This is a genomic window from Mycobacterium sp. TY814, from assembly GCF_030755175.1.
Classification (GTDB): Bacteria; Actinomycetota; Actinomycetes; order Mycobacteriales; family Mycobacteriaceae; genus Mycobacterium.
In genome coordinates, this window is record NZ_JAUFRY010000002.1 from 83,811 (window position 1) to 97,030 (window position 13,220).

Sequence of the window (13,220 nt, forward strand, 5' to 3'; positions counted from 1 at the left end):
ATGCGCGTATTGCACACCACCGCGGTGCTCATGACCTGCGTGTCAGCGGTCGCGCTGGCGCCGCCGGCCGGTGCCGAACCATTGGATCCCATCCCGGGCAACGGTGTGTTCGTGGTCGGAACCGACATCGCGCCCGGTCTCTACCGCACGGCAGGCTCGGCATCGACGTTCGGGGTGTGGATCAACAACGTGCCGACCCAGGACTCGATGTGCGCGTGGTTCACCTACAGCACGCCCGACGCCAACAAGGAGCATGTGCTGCAGACGAACATCTCCGTGGGCCCGATGTTCGCCAACATCAACACCTCGGTCAAGGCGTTCGAGTCGCAGAATTGTCAACCTTGGACGCGGGTGCCCTGAGCTTTCAACAGCTCACGTAGCCGGGGGATATCGACCTTACCGGTACCGCCCCGGGGCACGTCGTCATCGGAGTCCACCAGCAGCCACACCGTCGGTATCTTGAACGCGCTCAGCACTTCTCGCGCAGCATCGCGCAACTGGCGGGCGTCGAGACCAGCGCCGAGCACTGCGGCCCCCACCTGGCCGTCCACGTCGGTGACGAAGGCATTCTGGACGCCCTCGACGCTGCGCAGCGCCCGTTCGACTTCGGCTGGATAGACGGTGGCGCCGCTGACCTTGAACATGTCGTCGGATCTGCCGTGGTAGTAGAGGAATCCGTCTGTGTCGAGCCGGCCCAGGTCACCGGTGGGGTAGTAGCCGTCGGCGGTGAACACGTCTTCCCGGCTGCGCCGGCAGATCCCGCGCAGCATGTGCGGTCCCCGGAGCTCGATCATGCCAACGGTCCCGGCTGCGACCGGCTGACCTGAGTCCACATCGACGATGCGAATCTCGACGCCGGGAAATGGTTTTCCGCAACTACCCCACGCCGGTACGGGCAGGTCAGTGTCGGCGGGGTAGCCGCAGTACGGTCCGAATGCCTCGGTCATGCCGAACAACGTCGCCCGCGCGCCGGCCGGCGCACGTTGCTCGACGGGCAACAGTGCCTCCAGGCTGCCCGGCCTGAGCGCGGAGAGGTCGACATCGGCCCGGTCCGGGTGCCGCGCCAGCGCTTCGGCCTGGTCGGGCCAGCCCCTAAACAATGTCACACGCTCGCGCTCCAATAGCCGCAGCGTGGTCGCCGGCTCCGGCCGTTGCTCGGTCACCAGGGTGGCGCCGGCCAGCAGAGCGGACAGGATTCCGCTGCCGAAGCCGCCTACCCAGAAGAACGGCATCGGCAGATACAGGCGGCTGTCCGGGGTGATGCAGCGGGCCGCTAAGCCGGAGCGCACCGCGCCCAAAGCACTGCCATGCGAATGGATGACGCCCTTGGGCGCGCCGCTGCTGCCCGAGGTGAAGATGATGACGAGCGGGTCAGCCGGGGTTACCGTCCCGGCCATGGCGTCGACGATCCGGCGGGCCGGTCCGTTCGCGGTGACATGCTGCAGCCCCTGCATCGGCCAGACGCGTTGTAGCGCGGGAAGTTCGGTATGCGGCACCGAACTGATGGCGTCGAGGTATCGATGCCCGCGGAACTCCTCGACGCTTACCAGGACCTGCACGGCGGCCGCCCGGAGCTGGGTGATGAGTTCGGCGGGCTGCAAGAGCGTGCTCAGCGGCACCAGCACCGCGCCGATGCGGGTCACCGCGACGGCGACCTGCACCCAGCGGGTGCAGTTGGGCATGATCAATCCGACGCGGGTGCCTTTGCGCACCCCGGCCGCGATCAGTACCGCCGCCAGCTCGCCGGTGGTGACGTCGATGTCGCGATAACTAAGGGCACCGGCGGGATCGACGACCATGGTTTTGGTGTCGTGCGCGGCGGCCTGCAACCGCACCAGCTGATCGATGGTGTCAGCCATCGAAGAGCTTCTTCAGTTGCCGCACATCGACTTTGCCGCTGGACAGCAGCGGTACCTCGGCGCGGGACACGGCAAGGTAGCGCCGCGGAATCTTGTAGGCGGACAGTTCCGTTCTCAGGCGCTGACGCAGCGCCGCCTCGTCGAAGTCGTGCACTCCGTCGGGTAGGACGACGACCGCGGCGACCACCTGCCCGCGCGCCGGATCCGGTAGCCCCGCCACGTGCGCCGTGACGCCGACGCGGGCCATCGCCTTCTCCACCTCGGCGGCAGAGACATTGGCGCCGGCCGTCTTGATCATCCCGCCCAATCGGCCGGCGAAGTACATGTACCCGTCATCGTCGGCGCGGACCAGATCGCCCGTGTGAAACCAGCCGTCGACGTCGAAGCACTCTTCGCGGCTGCGTTTGTAATAGCCCTGCATGACATACGGCCCCCGGATGCACAATTCGCCCACGTCGCCACGTCGCACCACAGTGCCGTCGTCCGGATCGACGATAAGCGTCTGGAACCCCGGCGCGGGCTTTCCATACGAGCCGCGGCGGCGTTCGGGTTGATCCGATTCGTCGCCGCTGATCAACACGACGCTTCCGGCCTCGGTCATGCCCAGCATGTTGTGCCGCAGCTCCGGATCGGCCGGGCGGGCCTGCGGTGCCATGATCGGATACAGGTTCCCGCGGCGCAGCGACGACAGGTCGCGCTGCGGGTAACTCGGATGGTCAGTCAGGTATGCCACCCCTGCGACGAAACCATTTGTCATAGTCGGTTTTTCGCGTTCTATCAGGTCCAGCACGGCACCGGCGTCGGTCGAGGTCGAGCACACCAACGTCGAGCCGGCCACCAGCGTCGCCAGCAGGGCGAACGCGAACCCGCCGATCCAGAAAAACGGCGAATTGCAGAACAGCGTGTCTTGCGCGGTCAGCCCACGAATGGCATTGAGGTTTCGCTGGTGTCCGATCATCGCGGCCTGGGTGTGCACCACCCCCTTGGGGGCGCTGGTCGAGCCGGACGTGTAGACGACGGCCAGCACGTCAGCGCCCACGACGTCGTCCTCCATTGCGCGCAAACGGGTTTCGTCGACGAGGCCGCCGAGCTGGCCGGCCCGCTCGACGCCGGTGACGTAGCGCAACAGGGGGAGTTCGGCGACGAACAGTTCGCCCTCGCACGGCGCCTCGCCGAGGGCTTCGGTCAGGCGCTGCTGGTAGTCGTGGGTGCGGAACGAGCTGATGCTCAACAAGATTGACACATCCGCGTGCAACAGTTGTGCCCGCAATTCGCGCCCGGTGACGAAGGTGGAGAACGGCACCACCACCGCGCCGATGCGGGCGGCCGCCAGCATCCCGACTGCGAAGTTGGCGCTGTTGGGGTAGAGCAGGCCCACATGGGTGCCCTTGCCCGCTCCCAGCGCGATCAGGGCGCGGGCCAGGCGTGCCGAGCGCTGCTCGGCGTCGGTGTAGCTGATGCGGTCGGCGTCGCAGACCAGCATCGGGTGGCCGCCGCGCGACTGAGCCTGCTGTCGCAGCAGCTCCGCGATAGTGGTGGGCTCAGCGTGCATGGGCTCGCTGGAAGAACTCGCGGACCGCACCGAGGTCCGTCTTGCCGGACGGTGTGCGGGGGATGGCGTCGACGACGGCGATGTCGGCCGGAATTTCGTATCGGGCCAGGCGCTTCCGCAGGAAGTCCACCAATTCGCCGGCGGTGGCGGGTGCCCGCAATTCGACCATCGCCACTGGCGTTTCACCGAGCCGGTCATCGGCGCGGGCGACGACGGCCGCCCCGGCCACCGCCGGGTGGCTTTCCAGCGCGTTGCGCACGTCATCGGGCATCACCTTGAACCCGCCGCGGATGATGGCTTGGTCGGCCCGGCCCATGATCCAGAGAAATCCGTCCGCATCGATACGCGCCACGTCCGTGGTCTGCAACCACTGCGCCGAACCGTGTTGCGCGGGTTTGACTTCCAGGCAGCCCACCTGATCTGGTCCCAGCACAGTGCCGGCCTCGTCCACCACCCGCAATTGGGTTCCGGGGTTGGCCCGGCCCACGCTGCCGCGCTTGGCCGCCCAGTGCCGCTCATGGTCGGCCAGCGTCCAGCCCGCGACGCCGCCACCGAATTCCGTTGCCGCATAGGACGTGAGAACGGGGATGCCGTACCTGGTGGTGAAGGCATCGGCGTCCTCGGGTGACAGTGGGGCCGTGCCGCAGGTCACGGTGCGGATACCGGCCAGGTCCTCTCGGGTCAGGTCCGAGTGCAACACCGTGCGCAGGGCAGCAGGCACCAGCGACACAGTCCGGGGCCGGTGCCTTCGGACCGCCGCGGCCCAGTCGTTCAGCTCGAAGCGCTCCAGCAGGACGAACGGGCGCGCGTCGGCAACACACTGCAGCACCCGGAACACACCACCGATGTGAACCAGCGGTGAGTTGACGATTGCGACGCCGCGGCGTACCCCGGCAGGCGGGGGCGCGGTGCGGTAGTCCGGGCCCATCACGGTATGTGCGAGCGTGTCGTAGCTCAGGTCGATGCGTTTGGGTGGGCCGGTGGTGCCGCTGGTCAGCATCCGCACCGCGACGCCCGAGCACGCATCCATCGGTTCCGGTGCTTCGCCGGTCCCGTCGTACAGGCCGGCCAGGGAAACGGTTGCCGTGCCGGAATTCTCGGGGACCAGGGCGTCCAGATCGTCGGGCTCGCCCAGTACGACGGGCAGCCCCAGCGCGGCGATGTCTGCGCGGGTGCGCTCGTCTCCGCGGGACGGGTTGATCGTCACCACGGTGGCGCCGCGCATCAGGACACCCAGGAGGGCTGCCACCTGTTCGGGCCGGTTGCGCAACAGTATCCCGGCGTCGCCGCCCTTCACCGATGCACCAACCCGCCGGGCCGCGCTGCCGATCTGCGCCCAGGAGATCCACCGACGGTCGTACTCGATGGCCCCCGCATCGGGTCGCAGGTCCAGCACCTCGGCGATTCGCTTGCTGAGCGGATGCACGGCCACTAGCGGATCTGTGGCTTTCGCTGCTCACTGTCCCGGGCCGCGACTTCGGCCATGCCGATCGGGTTGCCCAGCCGGGTGTAGATCAGGCCCTGCTCCATCGCGGCGCGATACGGCTTGTCGAGTGACTCCCAGATCGCTTTCACGGTGCCCTGGGTGGCCGACGGCGGCTTGGCGGCGATGGCCGCCGCGATCTCGTGCGCCCGCGGCCACAACCGTTCGGAGTCAACCACTTCCGATACCAGCCCGATACGCAGGGCGGTGTCGGCGCTGATGCGTTCGTCGTTGCCGAGCAACGCCATCCGCAGCGTCTCCCCGAGTCCGATCCGGCGCATCAGTCCGATCGGCTCGAGCGCGCACACCAGGCCCGCCGAGACGTGGGAGTCGAAAAACGTTGCGTCCGAGGAACAGATGACAACGTCGGACTCGTTCACGAAGTAGAAGGCGCCGGCGGTGCACATCCCCTGGACGGCGCACACCACGGGTTTCCACATCTTCTGCCACTTGGGGCTCAGGTACTCACCGGGATCTTCGTGATTCCAGATGTTGTCGGGCTGACCGTAGGGTGTCTTGACATCCAGCCCGGCGCTGAAGGCCCGGGTGCCCGCCGCGCGCAACACCACCGCGTGCACCGAATCGTCGAGTTTGACGATGCGCCAGGCTTCGGCCATCTCCAGGCACATGGTGCGGTTGAACGCGTTCAGGTGCGCGGGCCGATTGAGCGTGATGGTCGCGACATGGCCGCCCGCATCGACCTCGAGCAGGATCGTCTCGAAACTCATCAGCGGCACTGCCAATCCGGTGTGCGCTTCTCGACAAAGGCCCGGGGGCCCTCCTGCGCGTCGGCGGTGCGCAGTACCCGCTCGCGGAACGTCTCGGCCAGTATCTCGGCCTCGTGCAGCGGCACGTTGAGGCCCTTGAGGATGGCGAGGCGGGTTCCGCGGACGGCCAGCGGAGCGTTGGAGTTGACGATGTCGGCGATTTCGCGCGCGCGGTCCAGCAGACGGTCGTGCTCGACGATCTCGCTGATCAGCCCGAGCTGATAGGCCCGTTGCGCGTCCATCCGTTCGTGCTTGCCCATCAACGCCATTCGCAGCGCGATCGAGCGGGGCAGCACCCGGGACACCCGCACCATCTCGCGTCCGGCCACCAGTCCGATGCTGACGTGCGGATCGAAGAAGGTCGCCCGCTCGGAGGCGATGACGATGTCCGAGGTGGTCACCCAGTCCATGCCCGCGCCGCAGCACAAGCCGTTGACCGCGGTCACCACGGGCTTGGCCGTACTGCGAAACGGCGGTGTCCCTTCCTGCGGCGCCTCCCACTGGTCGTAGGTGGACAGGTAGGGGCGTTCGTAGATCACCTTGCCGTCTTCGGGAATGGCTGTGACATCGGCTCCGGTGCAGAACGCGCGACCGGTACCGGTCACGATGGTCAGCCAGACCCGATCATCGTTCTCGGCCTCATCGTAGGCCGCCCGCAGCTCGGTGATCATGTGCGGGCTCAGGGCGTTCAGCGCCTCCGGACGGTTCAGCGTGATGGTGGCCGTGTGTCCGTCGACTTCGTAGGTGATGTTGTCGAACGCAGGCATGGCCGCTTCCCTTCTCAGCATTTCGGGCGCCACTCAACGGCCCCGGTATTCCGGCCTGCGCCGGTGTCGGAAGGCTTCCAGGCCCTCTTTGAAATCGGCAGTGCGACAGGATAATTCCAGATTGAACAGCTCCTGCGTCATCGACTGGCTCAGCGTCGCCTGCGCGGCGTGGTTCAAGGCCTGTTTGGCCAGTCCGATGGCGACAGTCGGGCCGCCGGCGAGGCGGTCCAGCAGCGCTTCGACGATGTCGTCGAGTTCTGCCGGGGCGACCGCTTCGTGAATCAAGCCCCAGTCGGCCGCGTCCGGTGCGCAGATTTTATCACCCAGCAGCAGCATTCGGCGGGCGCGCGCGAGTCCGATCAACCGGGGGACCAGCCAGGAGGAGCCCGAGTCTGGGCTGAATCCACGGTCCACGAACGGTTCCCAGAACGTGGCGTCGGAGGCGGCGATGGTGAAGTCGGCGGCCAGTGCAAGATTGCAGCCCATGCCGACGGCCCAGCCGCGCACGCTGCAGACCACCGGTAACTGGATCGTGTGGACAAGTTCTATGACGCGGTGGGCGGCATGGGGCACTCTGCGGACCAGCGCGCCGGTGCGCGGACGTTCGGCGCCGGGGTCGTTGGTGGCCACCCAGTCGGCGCCCGAACAGAAGTCGTGCCCGGCTGCGCGGATGTGGATCGCTCGCAACGAGTCGTCGGTGGAGGCGTCGGTGAGCAACTCGACGAACTGCCCGATCATGAACGGCGTCAGCGAATTACGCGATGCCGGGCGGTCGATGACGATTCGCAGCACGGGCCCGTCCCGCGAGGCGAGGACCGTGCCTTCGGCGGCGGCGCCGCCGGCGTCGTGGCTCACCGTTGCATCCGGCCCTTCCGCCCAGCGCCCGGTCTATACGGTTACCCATACAGTAGGCGATACGATTGCTACGGTGTATAAGTTAGCAAGGAAACCCTACCGGCGAAAACATTGCCGTGGGAACGGCCGGAAAACCGGACGACCCGGGAAGCGTTGAGGCAGCATGACCGAGGGCACAGGCGGGACAGTTCCCGGTGGCGCCGCGTTTGGTGAAGCGCCGCTTGCCCAGACCGTTGCCGTCGCCGGAGCCATCCGGCGGCTCACCTCAGTGCTGCTGTCCCTGGAACAGCCGCACCCCACGGTGGAGGCGATGGTCGGCCAATTCGCCGACTGGGAACGCGAACTGGCCGCAGCGGCGCCGCGCGATCCGGCGCCCCGCATCGGATCCGACAGCGACGACGAGCGCCGGGTGTATCTCGATCACGCAACCGACATCGGTGCCTACAACCCGTGCTTTCCGGAGTATTCGTTTGACCGGCTCGATGACGGCAACGGTGCTGGAACCGTCAGATTTCCGTTGGTCTACGAAGGGCCGCCCGGTTTGGTGCACGGCGGATTTCTCGGTGTCTTCTTCGACTGCGTCGTGCAGCACCACAACTGCGTCACCGGATTGTCAGGCAAGACACGATCCTTGACGGTCACCTTCCGCCGGCCGACGCCGGTCTTGACCGACCTGCGTTTCGACATCACGCGATCACCGGTCGAGCGAGCCGTCGTCTCCACGGCCCGGCTGCTGCGCGACGACGAGGTGCTGTGCACCGGCGAGGTGAACACCGCGGCATCGCGACCCGATCAGCTTTCCACCACCCAATTCGGCAGACGCCGAAAGGAGTCCGGCTCATGACCGCCGCGGACACTGCTGACGCACGGATCCTCTTCGACGTCGACCATGGCCGGCGCATCGCCACGATCACGCTGAACAACCCCGAGCGACGCAACACCTACGACCCCGCCATGCGGGACGCCATGGCACGGTGTCTGGATCAGGTTGCCGAGGACGACGACCTCACCGTCGTCCTGTTGCGTGGTGCAGGTGGCACATTCAGCACCGGTGCGGACATGAACAACGCTTACGGCTGGTACGGCGAGTCGGCGGGTGCGGAGGGACAGGCGGCCAGGCGGCCGAGCCAGCGCCGCCGACTCACAGTGGACCGCAAGTCATTTGGCTTCTACCACAATCTGATGGGCTTCCCGAAGGTCACGGTGGGAGAGATTGCCGGTTACGCTCTCGGCGGCGGGTTCGAGCTGGCGCTGATGACCGATATCTCGGTGATCGCCCGCGATACGAAGATCGGCATGCCGGCGACCCGCTTCCTCGGACCGGCGCTGGGCAGTCTGCACATGTTCTTTCACCGGCTGGGCCCGGTGTTGGCCCGCCGTCTTCTGCTCACCGGCGACATCATTGCCGCCGCCGAGGTTGCGCATCTCGGAATCTTTACCGAGACATGCGATTCGGAGTCAGTGACGGCCCGTGCCCGGTATTGGGCTGAGAAGGCGGCAAAGATGCCGGCCGACGGTGTCGTCATCGCCAAGGAAGCCTTCCGGCTGGTGGAACAGAGTCAGGCTTACCAGGGCGAGGAAGTCGCCAGTTATCTGTTCCACGCGTTCGGCACCAACCTGCAGTTCGCGCCGGGTGAGTTCAACTTCGTCAAAACCCGTGCGGAGCACGGCACCAAAGAGGCGTTCCGGTTGCGCGATCAACACTTTCACGTTCCGGAACCCGAGGAATGAGAGCCTTTCAGCGCGCGGCCGGAGACTTGGCGCGGGTGCGACGTGGCGCAGATTTGGCGGCTTTCGACGAGGACTTGCCCGCCTCGATCAATTGACCCGCGTGATCGAGGATGCATTCGAGCCCATACTCGAAGTTGTTTTCGTCCGGAGCGGCGATGCGGTGTCCCTTGCCGGTGACCTGAGCGATCAGCGGCGTGGTCTGCGGGTCCACGGCCACCGCTTCCTCGATGGAGCGCGTGCCGTCCTCTGATGACTGGTTTTTCTCGTGCAGCCGGTGCAGCACTACGGATCCGCGGACGTGCAGCGATATCGCGGAGTAGGTGTCGAAGGCGTCCTCGGGCGACAGCCCCGCCTCGACCAGATTGGCGATGGCCTTCTCCATTTCCTGGGCGCCGACCCGGGCTGCCTTCGGGCTCAGCGCCGCCCGGATCAGAATCAGGTCGCACAGGATCGGGTTGCCCATGAACGTCTTCCGCATCAGACGCGCATGGTTGCGCAGCGTCTCGCGCCAGTCCTTGGCTTCGACGTAGGGAGTCGCGAACACGTATTTGCTCAAGGCGCGGTCCGTCATGGCGTTGAGCAGATCGTCCTTCTTCCGGAAGTACCAGTAGATGCTGGTGACACCGACGCCGAGGTGCTTACCGAGCAGCGGCATGCTCAGATTGTCGATCGAAACCTGTTCTGCCAGTTCAAAAGCGCCACTGATGATGTCATCGGGATTGATGGACCCGCGTTCGCGCCGCTGCCGCTTCTCCGCAGTCGCCTGCTTTGCCACTCCCGGATACCTCCACTAAAATCCACCCCGCGTGCGGGTTCTCTGTCTGCTACTGTAATACCTATCGTAGGCTTTTTGATATAGATCGCCGGGCGGGCGGACGTGACGGTGATGGAGCCATCGAATGAGCCACAGGCTAGGCCATCGAGCCGGGCCGGGCGAATGCCGGCGCTTTCCGCCGCTATCGGGAGGGCAGGCGATGGCGACGGCGAGTGAAGCACGGTCCTGGGCGCGTGGCGCCCTGCGCGGCATCGGCGACTCGTTGTACACGCCATTCTGCGGCACTGACGGCGACGACATCGACTGGGATGCGTACCGGACGCTGGTGCGCTACTGCGTCGGCGATCTCGGGCACCCGATGCTGTGGTGTACCAGTGGCCTCGCCGAGTTCTGGGCCTTGACTCTGGATGAACGAAAACGCCTGCTGGAAGTGGCGATCGAAGAGGGGCGACGGGCGAATCCCGGTGTCGTCGTCCAGGCCTGTACCGCGGCCACGAGTGCCAAGGATTGCCTGGATCTGACGCTGCACGCTCAGCAGGTGGGGGCCGACATCGCCTATATCCAGACGCCGATGATGGAAGCACACGGTGGCGAGGGCGTGCTGCGCTTCTTTTCCTACATCGCGGCGCGCACGGATATCGCTCTGGGCATGTTCAATTCGCCGTCATCGGGTTACGTGCTGACGGCGTCCGAAAGTGCCCGGATCTATCACGAAATCCCGGCGGTATGCGCCACCAAGGAGGGCGCCTTCCGCCCGGATAGCAGCCGCCGGCTGCACGACCTTGCGCCCGGTCTGGTGCTCTGGGAGTGCGACCGCACGGTCTACCGGGCCGGATGGCTGCGTGCCGGCATCGTCTGTCCTGCGCAGTTGGGCACCGCCGGCTATCTCTTCGAAACGCCGCAGCGCCGGTTGTTCTCCGAGTACTGGGACCTGGTGATGGCGGACAAGTTGCTCGAGGCGATGGACTACGGCCGGGAGTCGGGTCTGGACCAGTTCGATCTGGACCTCGGCTCGTGGTGGACCTGCTATCCCGGACGTCCGGACTACTTCACCCACTGGGGCGGTGCGTTCAAATATGCGGCATCACTACTGGGGCTGCCGATCGGGTCGTATCCGCATTCGCGCCCGCCCCAGGCGCATCTGCCTGCTGAGGCCAAGTCACAGATCGAGGCCGCCTACCGCCGGCTGGGACTCATCAGCTGACGCGAAAAACATTGCACCCCATTGCATGCCAAAGGCCCGGTCATGTGACCGGGCCTTCCGCATGTTTGACGGCTGCTTACTGGTGAGCCTCTTGGCGGGCCTCCTGGACCTTGGCCTCGCCACGGGCGGCTTCGGCCTGAGCCTCGTACTTGGCGGCGTCACGCTGAGCCTCGGCCTTGTCCTGCTGAGCCTTGCCCTCGTTCACCAGGTCGTCGCGGCCGGCGACCGTGCCGATGACCTCTTTGGCCTTGCCCTTGACGTCCTCGACGACACCCTTGATGGCCTCGGCCGGACCGCTGTTCTCGTTCGCCATGTCGCTCTCCTTTTCGTTTGTTGTCGCTGCAAAGGCTTTTCCCAAATCGAGGGTCAGCGCAAACGAGATGGAGATGTGTCGCTCGTCACGGCGGCAGCCGGCGGCGCCGACGGGGTCGTGGCGGCGGCAGCGGTCCGGGCACCCGCGGTGAGCCGACGGCGGGCCCAGAGCGCGACCGTGACGACCCCGCCGATCACCGACAGCCAGAACAACAGCTGAGTCAGCATCCACGCCAGCTGGGCGCGCAACGCCAATCCGCGCGCCTGCCCTACGCGATGAGCAACTGCTTTTGTGGTGTTCATGGAGTCCTCCCATAGGCCGTGTGTTCTGGCGTAAGCCAGCTATCGATAACCCGGACGCCGGCCTGTCCAAACCCGTCGGATTACCGCCCGGGCATGGTGGGCATACCCGTGCGGATGACTGCGACGCCAATCGTCGCTGTCGAAAGGACTGAAAATGCTCACTCTGGGTGTCATCGGCTGGATCGTGATCGGCGGCCTGGCCGGGTGGATCGGCAGCAAGATCATGAAGACCGACGGGCAGATGGGCCTGGTACTGAACATCGTGGTCGGCATCGTCGGAGGACTGCTGGGCGGTTTCCTGCTGCGCGGCTTCGGTGTCGATGTCGCCGGGGGCGGACTGATGTTCTCGTTCCTCACCTGTCTGCTCGGGGCGGTGATCCTGCTCGGGATCGTCAAGCTCGTCACGGGCCGCCGCGTGTCCCGGTAGTTCGCCGAACATCCTGCTCACAACGACTCGAGGCGCCTGTCGCCCCGCGCGGAATGAAGTACCGATAGGTATACGGTATGGGTGAACATTTCACCGCCATCCCGCGAGGAGTGACTCATGAGCGCAGACGACGCGGAACACGCGGTGCTGTACGAGGCCACGTCAGACGGCGTCGCGATTGTCACGCTCAATCGTCCGGATCGGCTCAACGCGTGGGGCCCCGATATGGCCGGCCCGTTCTACGACGCGGTGGATCGCGCCGAGCGGGACCCGGCGGTCAGGGTGATCGTGGTAACCGGGCGTGGGCGCGCCTTCTGTGCCGGCGCACACCTCGGTGCGCCTGGATCAGCCGGCCGCGTCGGTGAATCGCTGGAAAGCGCGGGCGGCAAGTCCGTCGCGGAGCTGGTAGGTGAGCGGCCCCCGCATTTCGTGACCGAGCTGCGTAAGCCCGTCATCGCGGCCATCAACGGACCCTGCGTCGGCATCGGGCTGACCCAGGCGCTGATGTGCGATGTCCGATTCGCCGCGGCCGGCGCCAAATTCGGCGCCGTGTTCGCGCGCCGCGGCCTGGTTGCCGAGTTCGGTATCTCCTGGATCCTGCCGCGACTAACCGGTTGGGGTGTCGCGCTGGATCTGCTGTTGAGCGGCCGCACGTTCCTGGCCGACGAGGCGCTTCGGCTGGGTCTGGTGAAGGAAGTCGTACCGCCTGAGGACCTCATGACGCGGGTGATGCAGTACGCCGGGGACATCGCCTAATACTGTTCTCCGACAGCGATGGCGGTGATCAAGCGGCAGGCCTATGGCGACGCCTCGCGCGACATCGTCACCGCGACAGCGGATGCCGAGGCGTTGATGTGGGAGGCCCTGCCTCGGCCCGATGTCCGCGAAGGGATCGTCAGTTTCCTGCAAAAGCGGCCGCCGCAATTTCCTTCGCTCACCGACGGGTAGTCGACGCCGAGCGCACCTTAGCTGCGCGGCCGATAGCTGCGTAACGCATTTCACCCGCAGTCGCTGTGGCCTCACCTTGCCCGATGCCATACCCGGTAGGGTATATTCACCAGGGAGCGACGCCGGACGAAGGAGGCAGATATGAGGGCACGGGCGTTTGTGTGTGCGACGGAAGGCCATCGAAACGAAGGCCAAACGACCCTTTCGGCCACTCGGGCCCGGCGCGAGACTCAGTAA

Annotated in this window: 14 protein-coding genes and 1 pseudogene; 6 read left to right on the top strand and 9 right to left on the bottom strand. The window is 66.1% G+C overall.

Annotation, left to right across the window (positions count from 1 at the left end):
• A complete protein-coding gene (locus tag QXH22_RS14270) occupies window positions 1-360 on the top strand; it encodes a hypothetical protein (RefSeq protein WP_306245117.1) in 360 nt (119 codons plus the stop codon).
• Here QXH22_RS14270 and QXH22_RS14275 read toward each other — a convergent pair.
• From QXH22_RS14275 to QXH22_RS14300, 6 genes are read right to left on the bottom strand one after another with little or no spacing between them, the layout of a single operon-like run.
• On the bottom strand, window positions 336-1,859 hold the full coding sequence (locus QXH22_RS14275; RefSeq protein ID WP_306276082.1) for a class I adenylate-forming enzyme family protein: 1,524 nt from the start codon (window positions 1,857-1,859) through the stop codon (window positions 336-338). The genes QXH22_RS14270 and QXH22_RS14275 overlap by 25 nt on opposite strands.
• Complete coding sequence (locus QXH22_RS14280) at window positions 1,852-3,411, bottom strand: class I adenylate-forming enzyme family protein (RefSeq protein WP_306276083.1); 1,560 nt, start codon at window positions 3,409-3,411, stop codon at window positions 1,852-1,854. Before QXH22_RS14280 ends, QXH22_RS14275 begins: the two co-directional genes overlap by 8 nt.
• Window positions 3,401-4,843, bottom strand: coding sequence for a class I adenylate-forming enzyme family protein (locus QXH22_RS14285; protein ID WP_306276084.1), 1,443 nt, complete (start codon window positions 4,841-4,843; stop codon window positions 3,401-3,403). Before QXH22_RS14285 ends, QXH22_RS14280 begins: the two co-directional genes overlap by 11 nt.
• A complete protein-coding gene (locus QXH22_RS14290) occupies window positions 4,843-5,622 on the bottom strand; it encodes an enoyl-CoA hydratase/isomerase family protein (protein ID WP_306245110.1) in 780 nt (259 codons plus the stop codon). Before QXH22_RS14290 ends, QXH22_RS14285 begins: the two co-directional genes overlap by 1 nt.
• Window positions 5,622-6,428, bottom strand: coding sequence for an enoyl-CoA hydratase/isomerase family protein (locus tag QXH22_RS14295; RefSeq protein ID WP_306276085.1), 807 nt, complete (start codon window positions 6,426-6,428; stop codon window positions 5,622-5,624). Before QXH22_RS14295 ends, QXH22_RS14290 begins: the two co-directional genes overlap by 1 nt.
• Before the next feature lie 33 nt (window positions 6,429-6,461).
• Window positions 6,462-7,283, bottom strand: coding sequence for an enoyl-CoA hydratase/isomerase family protein (locus QXH22_RS14300; protein ID WP_306245105.1), 822 nt, complete (start codon window positions 7,281-7,283; stop codon window positions 6,462-6,464).
• Window positions 7,284-7,446: 163 nt separating this feature from the next.
• Here QXH22_RS14300 and QXH22_RS14305 point away from each other — a divergent pair, with 163 nt between their 5' ends.
• Together QXH22_RS14305 and QXH22_RS14310 are read left to right on the top strand one after the other, a co-directional pair.
• The gene (locus QXH22_RS14305; protein ID WP_306276086.1) at window positions 7,447-8,127 is read left to right on the top strand and encodes a hypothetical protein; all 681 of its coding nucleotides are present in this window, start codon (window positions 7,447-7,449) and stop codon (window positions 8,125-8,127) included.
• A complete protein-coding gene (locus QXH22_RS14310) occupies window positions 8,124-9,014 on the top strand; it encodes an enoyl-CoA hydratase/isomerase family protein (protein ID WP_306245103.1) in 891 nt (296 codons plus the stop codon). Before QXH22_RS14305 ends, QXH22_RS14310 begins: the two co-directional genes overlap by 4 nt.
• A gap of 7 nt (window positions 9,015-9,021) precedes the next feature.
• Here QXH22_RS14310 and QXH22_RS14315 read toward each other — a convergent pair whose 3' ends face one another.
• Complete coding sequence (locus tag QXH22_RS14315) at window positions 9,022-9,789, bottom strand: TetR/AcrR family transcriptional regulator (RefSeq protein ID WP_306245100.1); 768 nt, start codon at window positions 9,787-9,789, stop codon at window positions 9,022-9,024.
• A 199-nt stretch (window positions 9,790-9,988) separates the two neighbouring features.
• On the opposite strand from QXH22_RS14315, the gene QXH22_RS14320 reads away from it, so the two are divergent.
• The gene (locus tag QXH22_RS14320) at window positions 9,989-10,993 is read left to right on the top strand and encodes a dihydrodipicolinate synthase family protein (protein ID WP_306276087.1); all 1,005 of its coding nucleotides are present in this window, start codon (window positions 9,989-9,991) and stop codon (window positions 10,991-10,993) included.
• Between the two features lie 76 nt (window positions 10,994-11,069).
• On the opposite strand, the gene QXH22_RS14325 is transcribed toward QXH22_RS14320, so the two are convergent.
• Both QXH22_RS14325 and QXH22_RS14330 read right to left on the bottom strand, forming a co-directional pair.
• Window positions 11,070-11,306, bottom strand: a complete 237-nt coding sequence (locus tag QXH22_RS14325) for a CsbD family protein (RefSeq protein WP_306245095.1) — start codon at window positions 11,304-11,306, stop codon at window positions 11,070-11,072.
• A 53-nt stretch (window positions 11,307-11,359) separates the two neighbouring features.
• The gene (locus QXH22_RS14330) at window positions 11,360-11,608 is read right to left on the bottom strand and encodes a hypothetical protein (RefSeq protein ID WP_306276088.1); all 249 of its coding nucleotides are present in this window, start codon (window positions 11,606-11,608) and stop codon (window positions 11,360-11,362) included.
• Between the two features lie 154 nt (window positions 11,609-11,762).
• On the opposite strand from QXH22_RS14330, the gene QXH22_RS14335 reads away from it, so the two are divergent.
• The gene (locus tag QXH22_RS14335; RefSeq protein WP_306245090.1) at window positions 11,763-12,035 is read left to right on the top strand and encodes a GlsB/YeaQ/YmgE family stress response membrane protein; all 273 of its coding nucleotides are present in this window, start codon (window positions 11,763-11,765) and stop codon (window positions 12,033-12,035) included.
• Window positions 12,036-12,152: 117 nt separating this feature from the next.
• A pseudogene (locus tag QXH22_RS14340) lies at window positions 12,153-12,983 on the top strand (enoyl-CoA hydratase).
• The last annotated feature ends 237 nt before the right edge of the window (window positions 12,984-13,220 follow it).

What these genes read in the sequence shown, in the direction of transcription:
- QXH22_RS14330 (WP_306276088.1), bottom strand. Translation starts at nt 11,608, where the DNA reads ATGAACACCACAAAAGCAGTTGCTCATCGCGTAGGGCAGGCGCGCGGA.
- QXH22_RS14310 (WP_306245103.1), top strand. Translation starts at nt 8,124, where the DNA reads ATGACCGCCGCGGACACTGCTGACGCACGGATCCTCTTCGACGTCGAC.
- QXH22_RS14275 (WP_306276082.1), bottom strand. Translation starts at nt 1,859, where the DNA reads ATGGCTGACACCATCGATCAGCTGGTGCGGTTGCAGGCCGCCGCGCAC.
- QXH22_RS14270 (WP_306245117.1), top strand. Translation starts at nt 1, where the DNA reads ATGCGCGTATTGCACACCACCGCGGTGCTCATGACCTGCGTGTCAGCG.
- QXH22_RS14335 (WP_306245090.1), top strand. Translation starts at nt 11,763, where the DNA reads ATGCTCACTCTGGGTGTCATCGGCTGGATCGTGATCGGCGGCCTGGCC.
- QXH22_RS14280 (WP_306276083.1), bottom strand. Translation starts at nt 3,411, where the DNA reads ATGCACGCTGAGCCCACCACTATCGCGGAGCTGCTGCGACAGCAGGCT.
- QXH22_RS14305 (WP_306276086.1), top strand. Translation starts at nt 7,447, where the DNA reads ATGACCGAGGGCACAGGCGGGACAGTTCCCGGTGGCGCCGCGTTTGGT.
- QXH22_RS14320 (WP_306276087.1), top strand. Translation starts at nt 9,989, where the DNA reads ATGGCGACGGCGAGTGAAGCACGGTCCTGGGCGCGTGGCGCCCTGCGC.
- QXH22_RS14295 (WP_306276085.1), bottom strand. Translation starts at nt 6,428, where the DNA reads ATGCCTGCGTTCGACAACATCACCTACGAAGTCGACGGACACACGGCC.
- QXH22_RS14290 (WP_306245110.1), bottom strand. Translation starts at nt 5,622, where the DNA reads ATGAGTTTCGAGACGATCCTGCTCGAGGTCGATGCGGGCGGCCATGTC.
- QXH22_RS14325 (WP_306245095.1), bottom strand. Translation starts at nt 11,306, where the DNA reads ATGGCGAACGAGAACAGCGGTCCGGCCGAGGCCATCAAGGGTGTCGTC.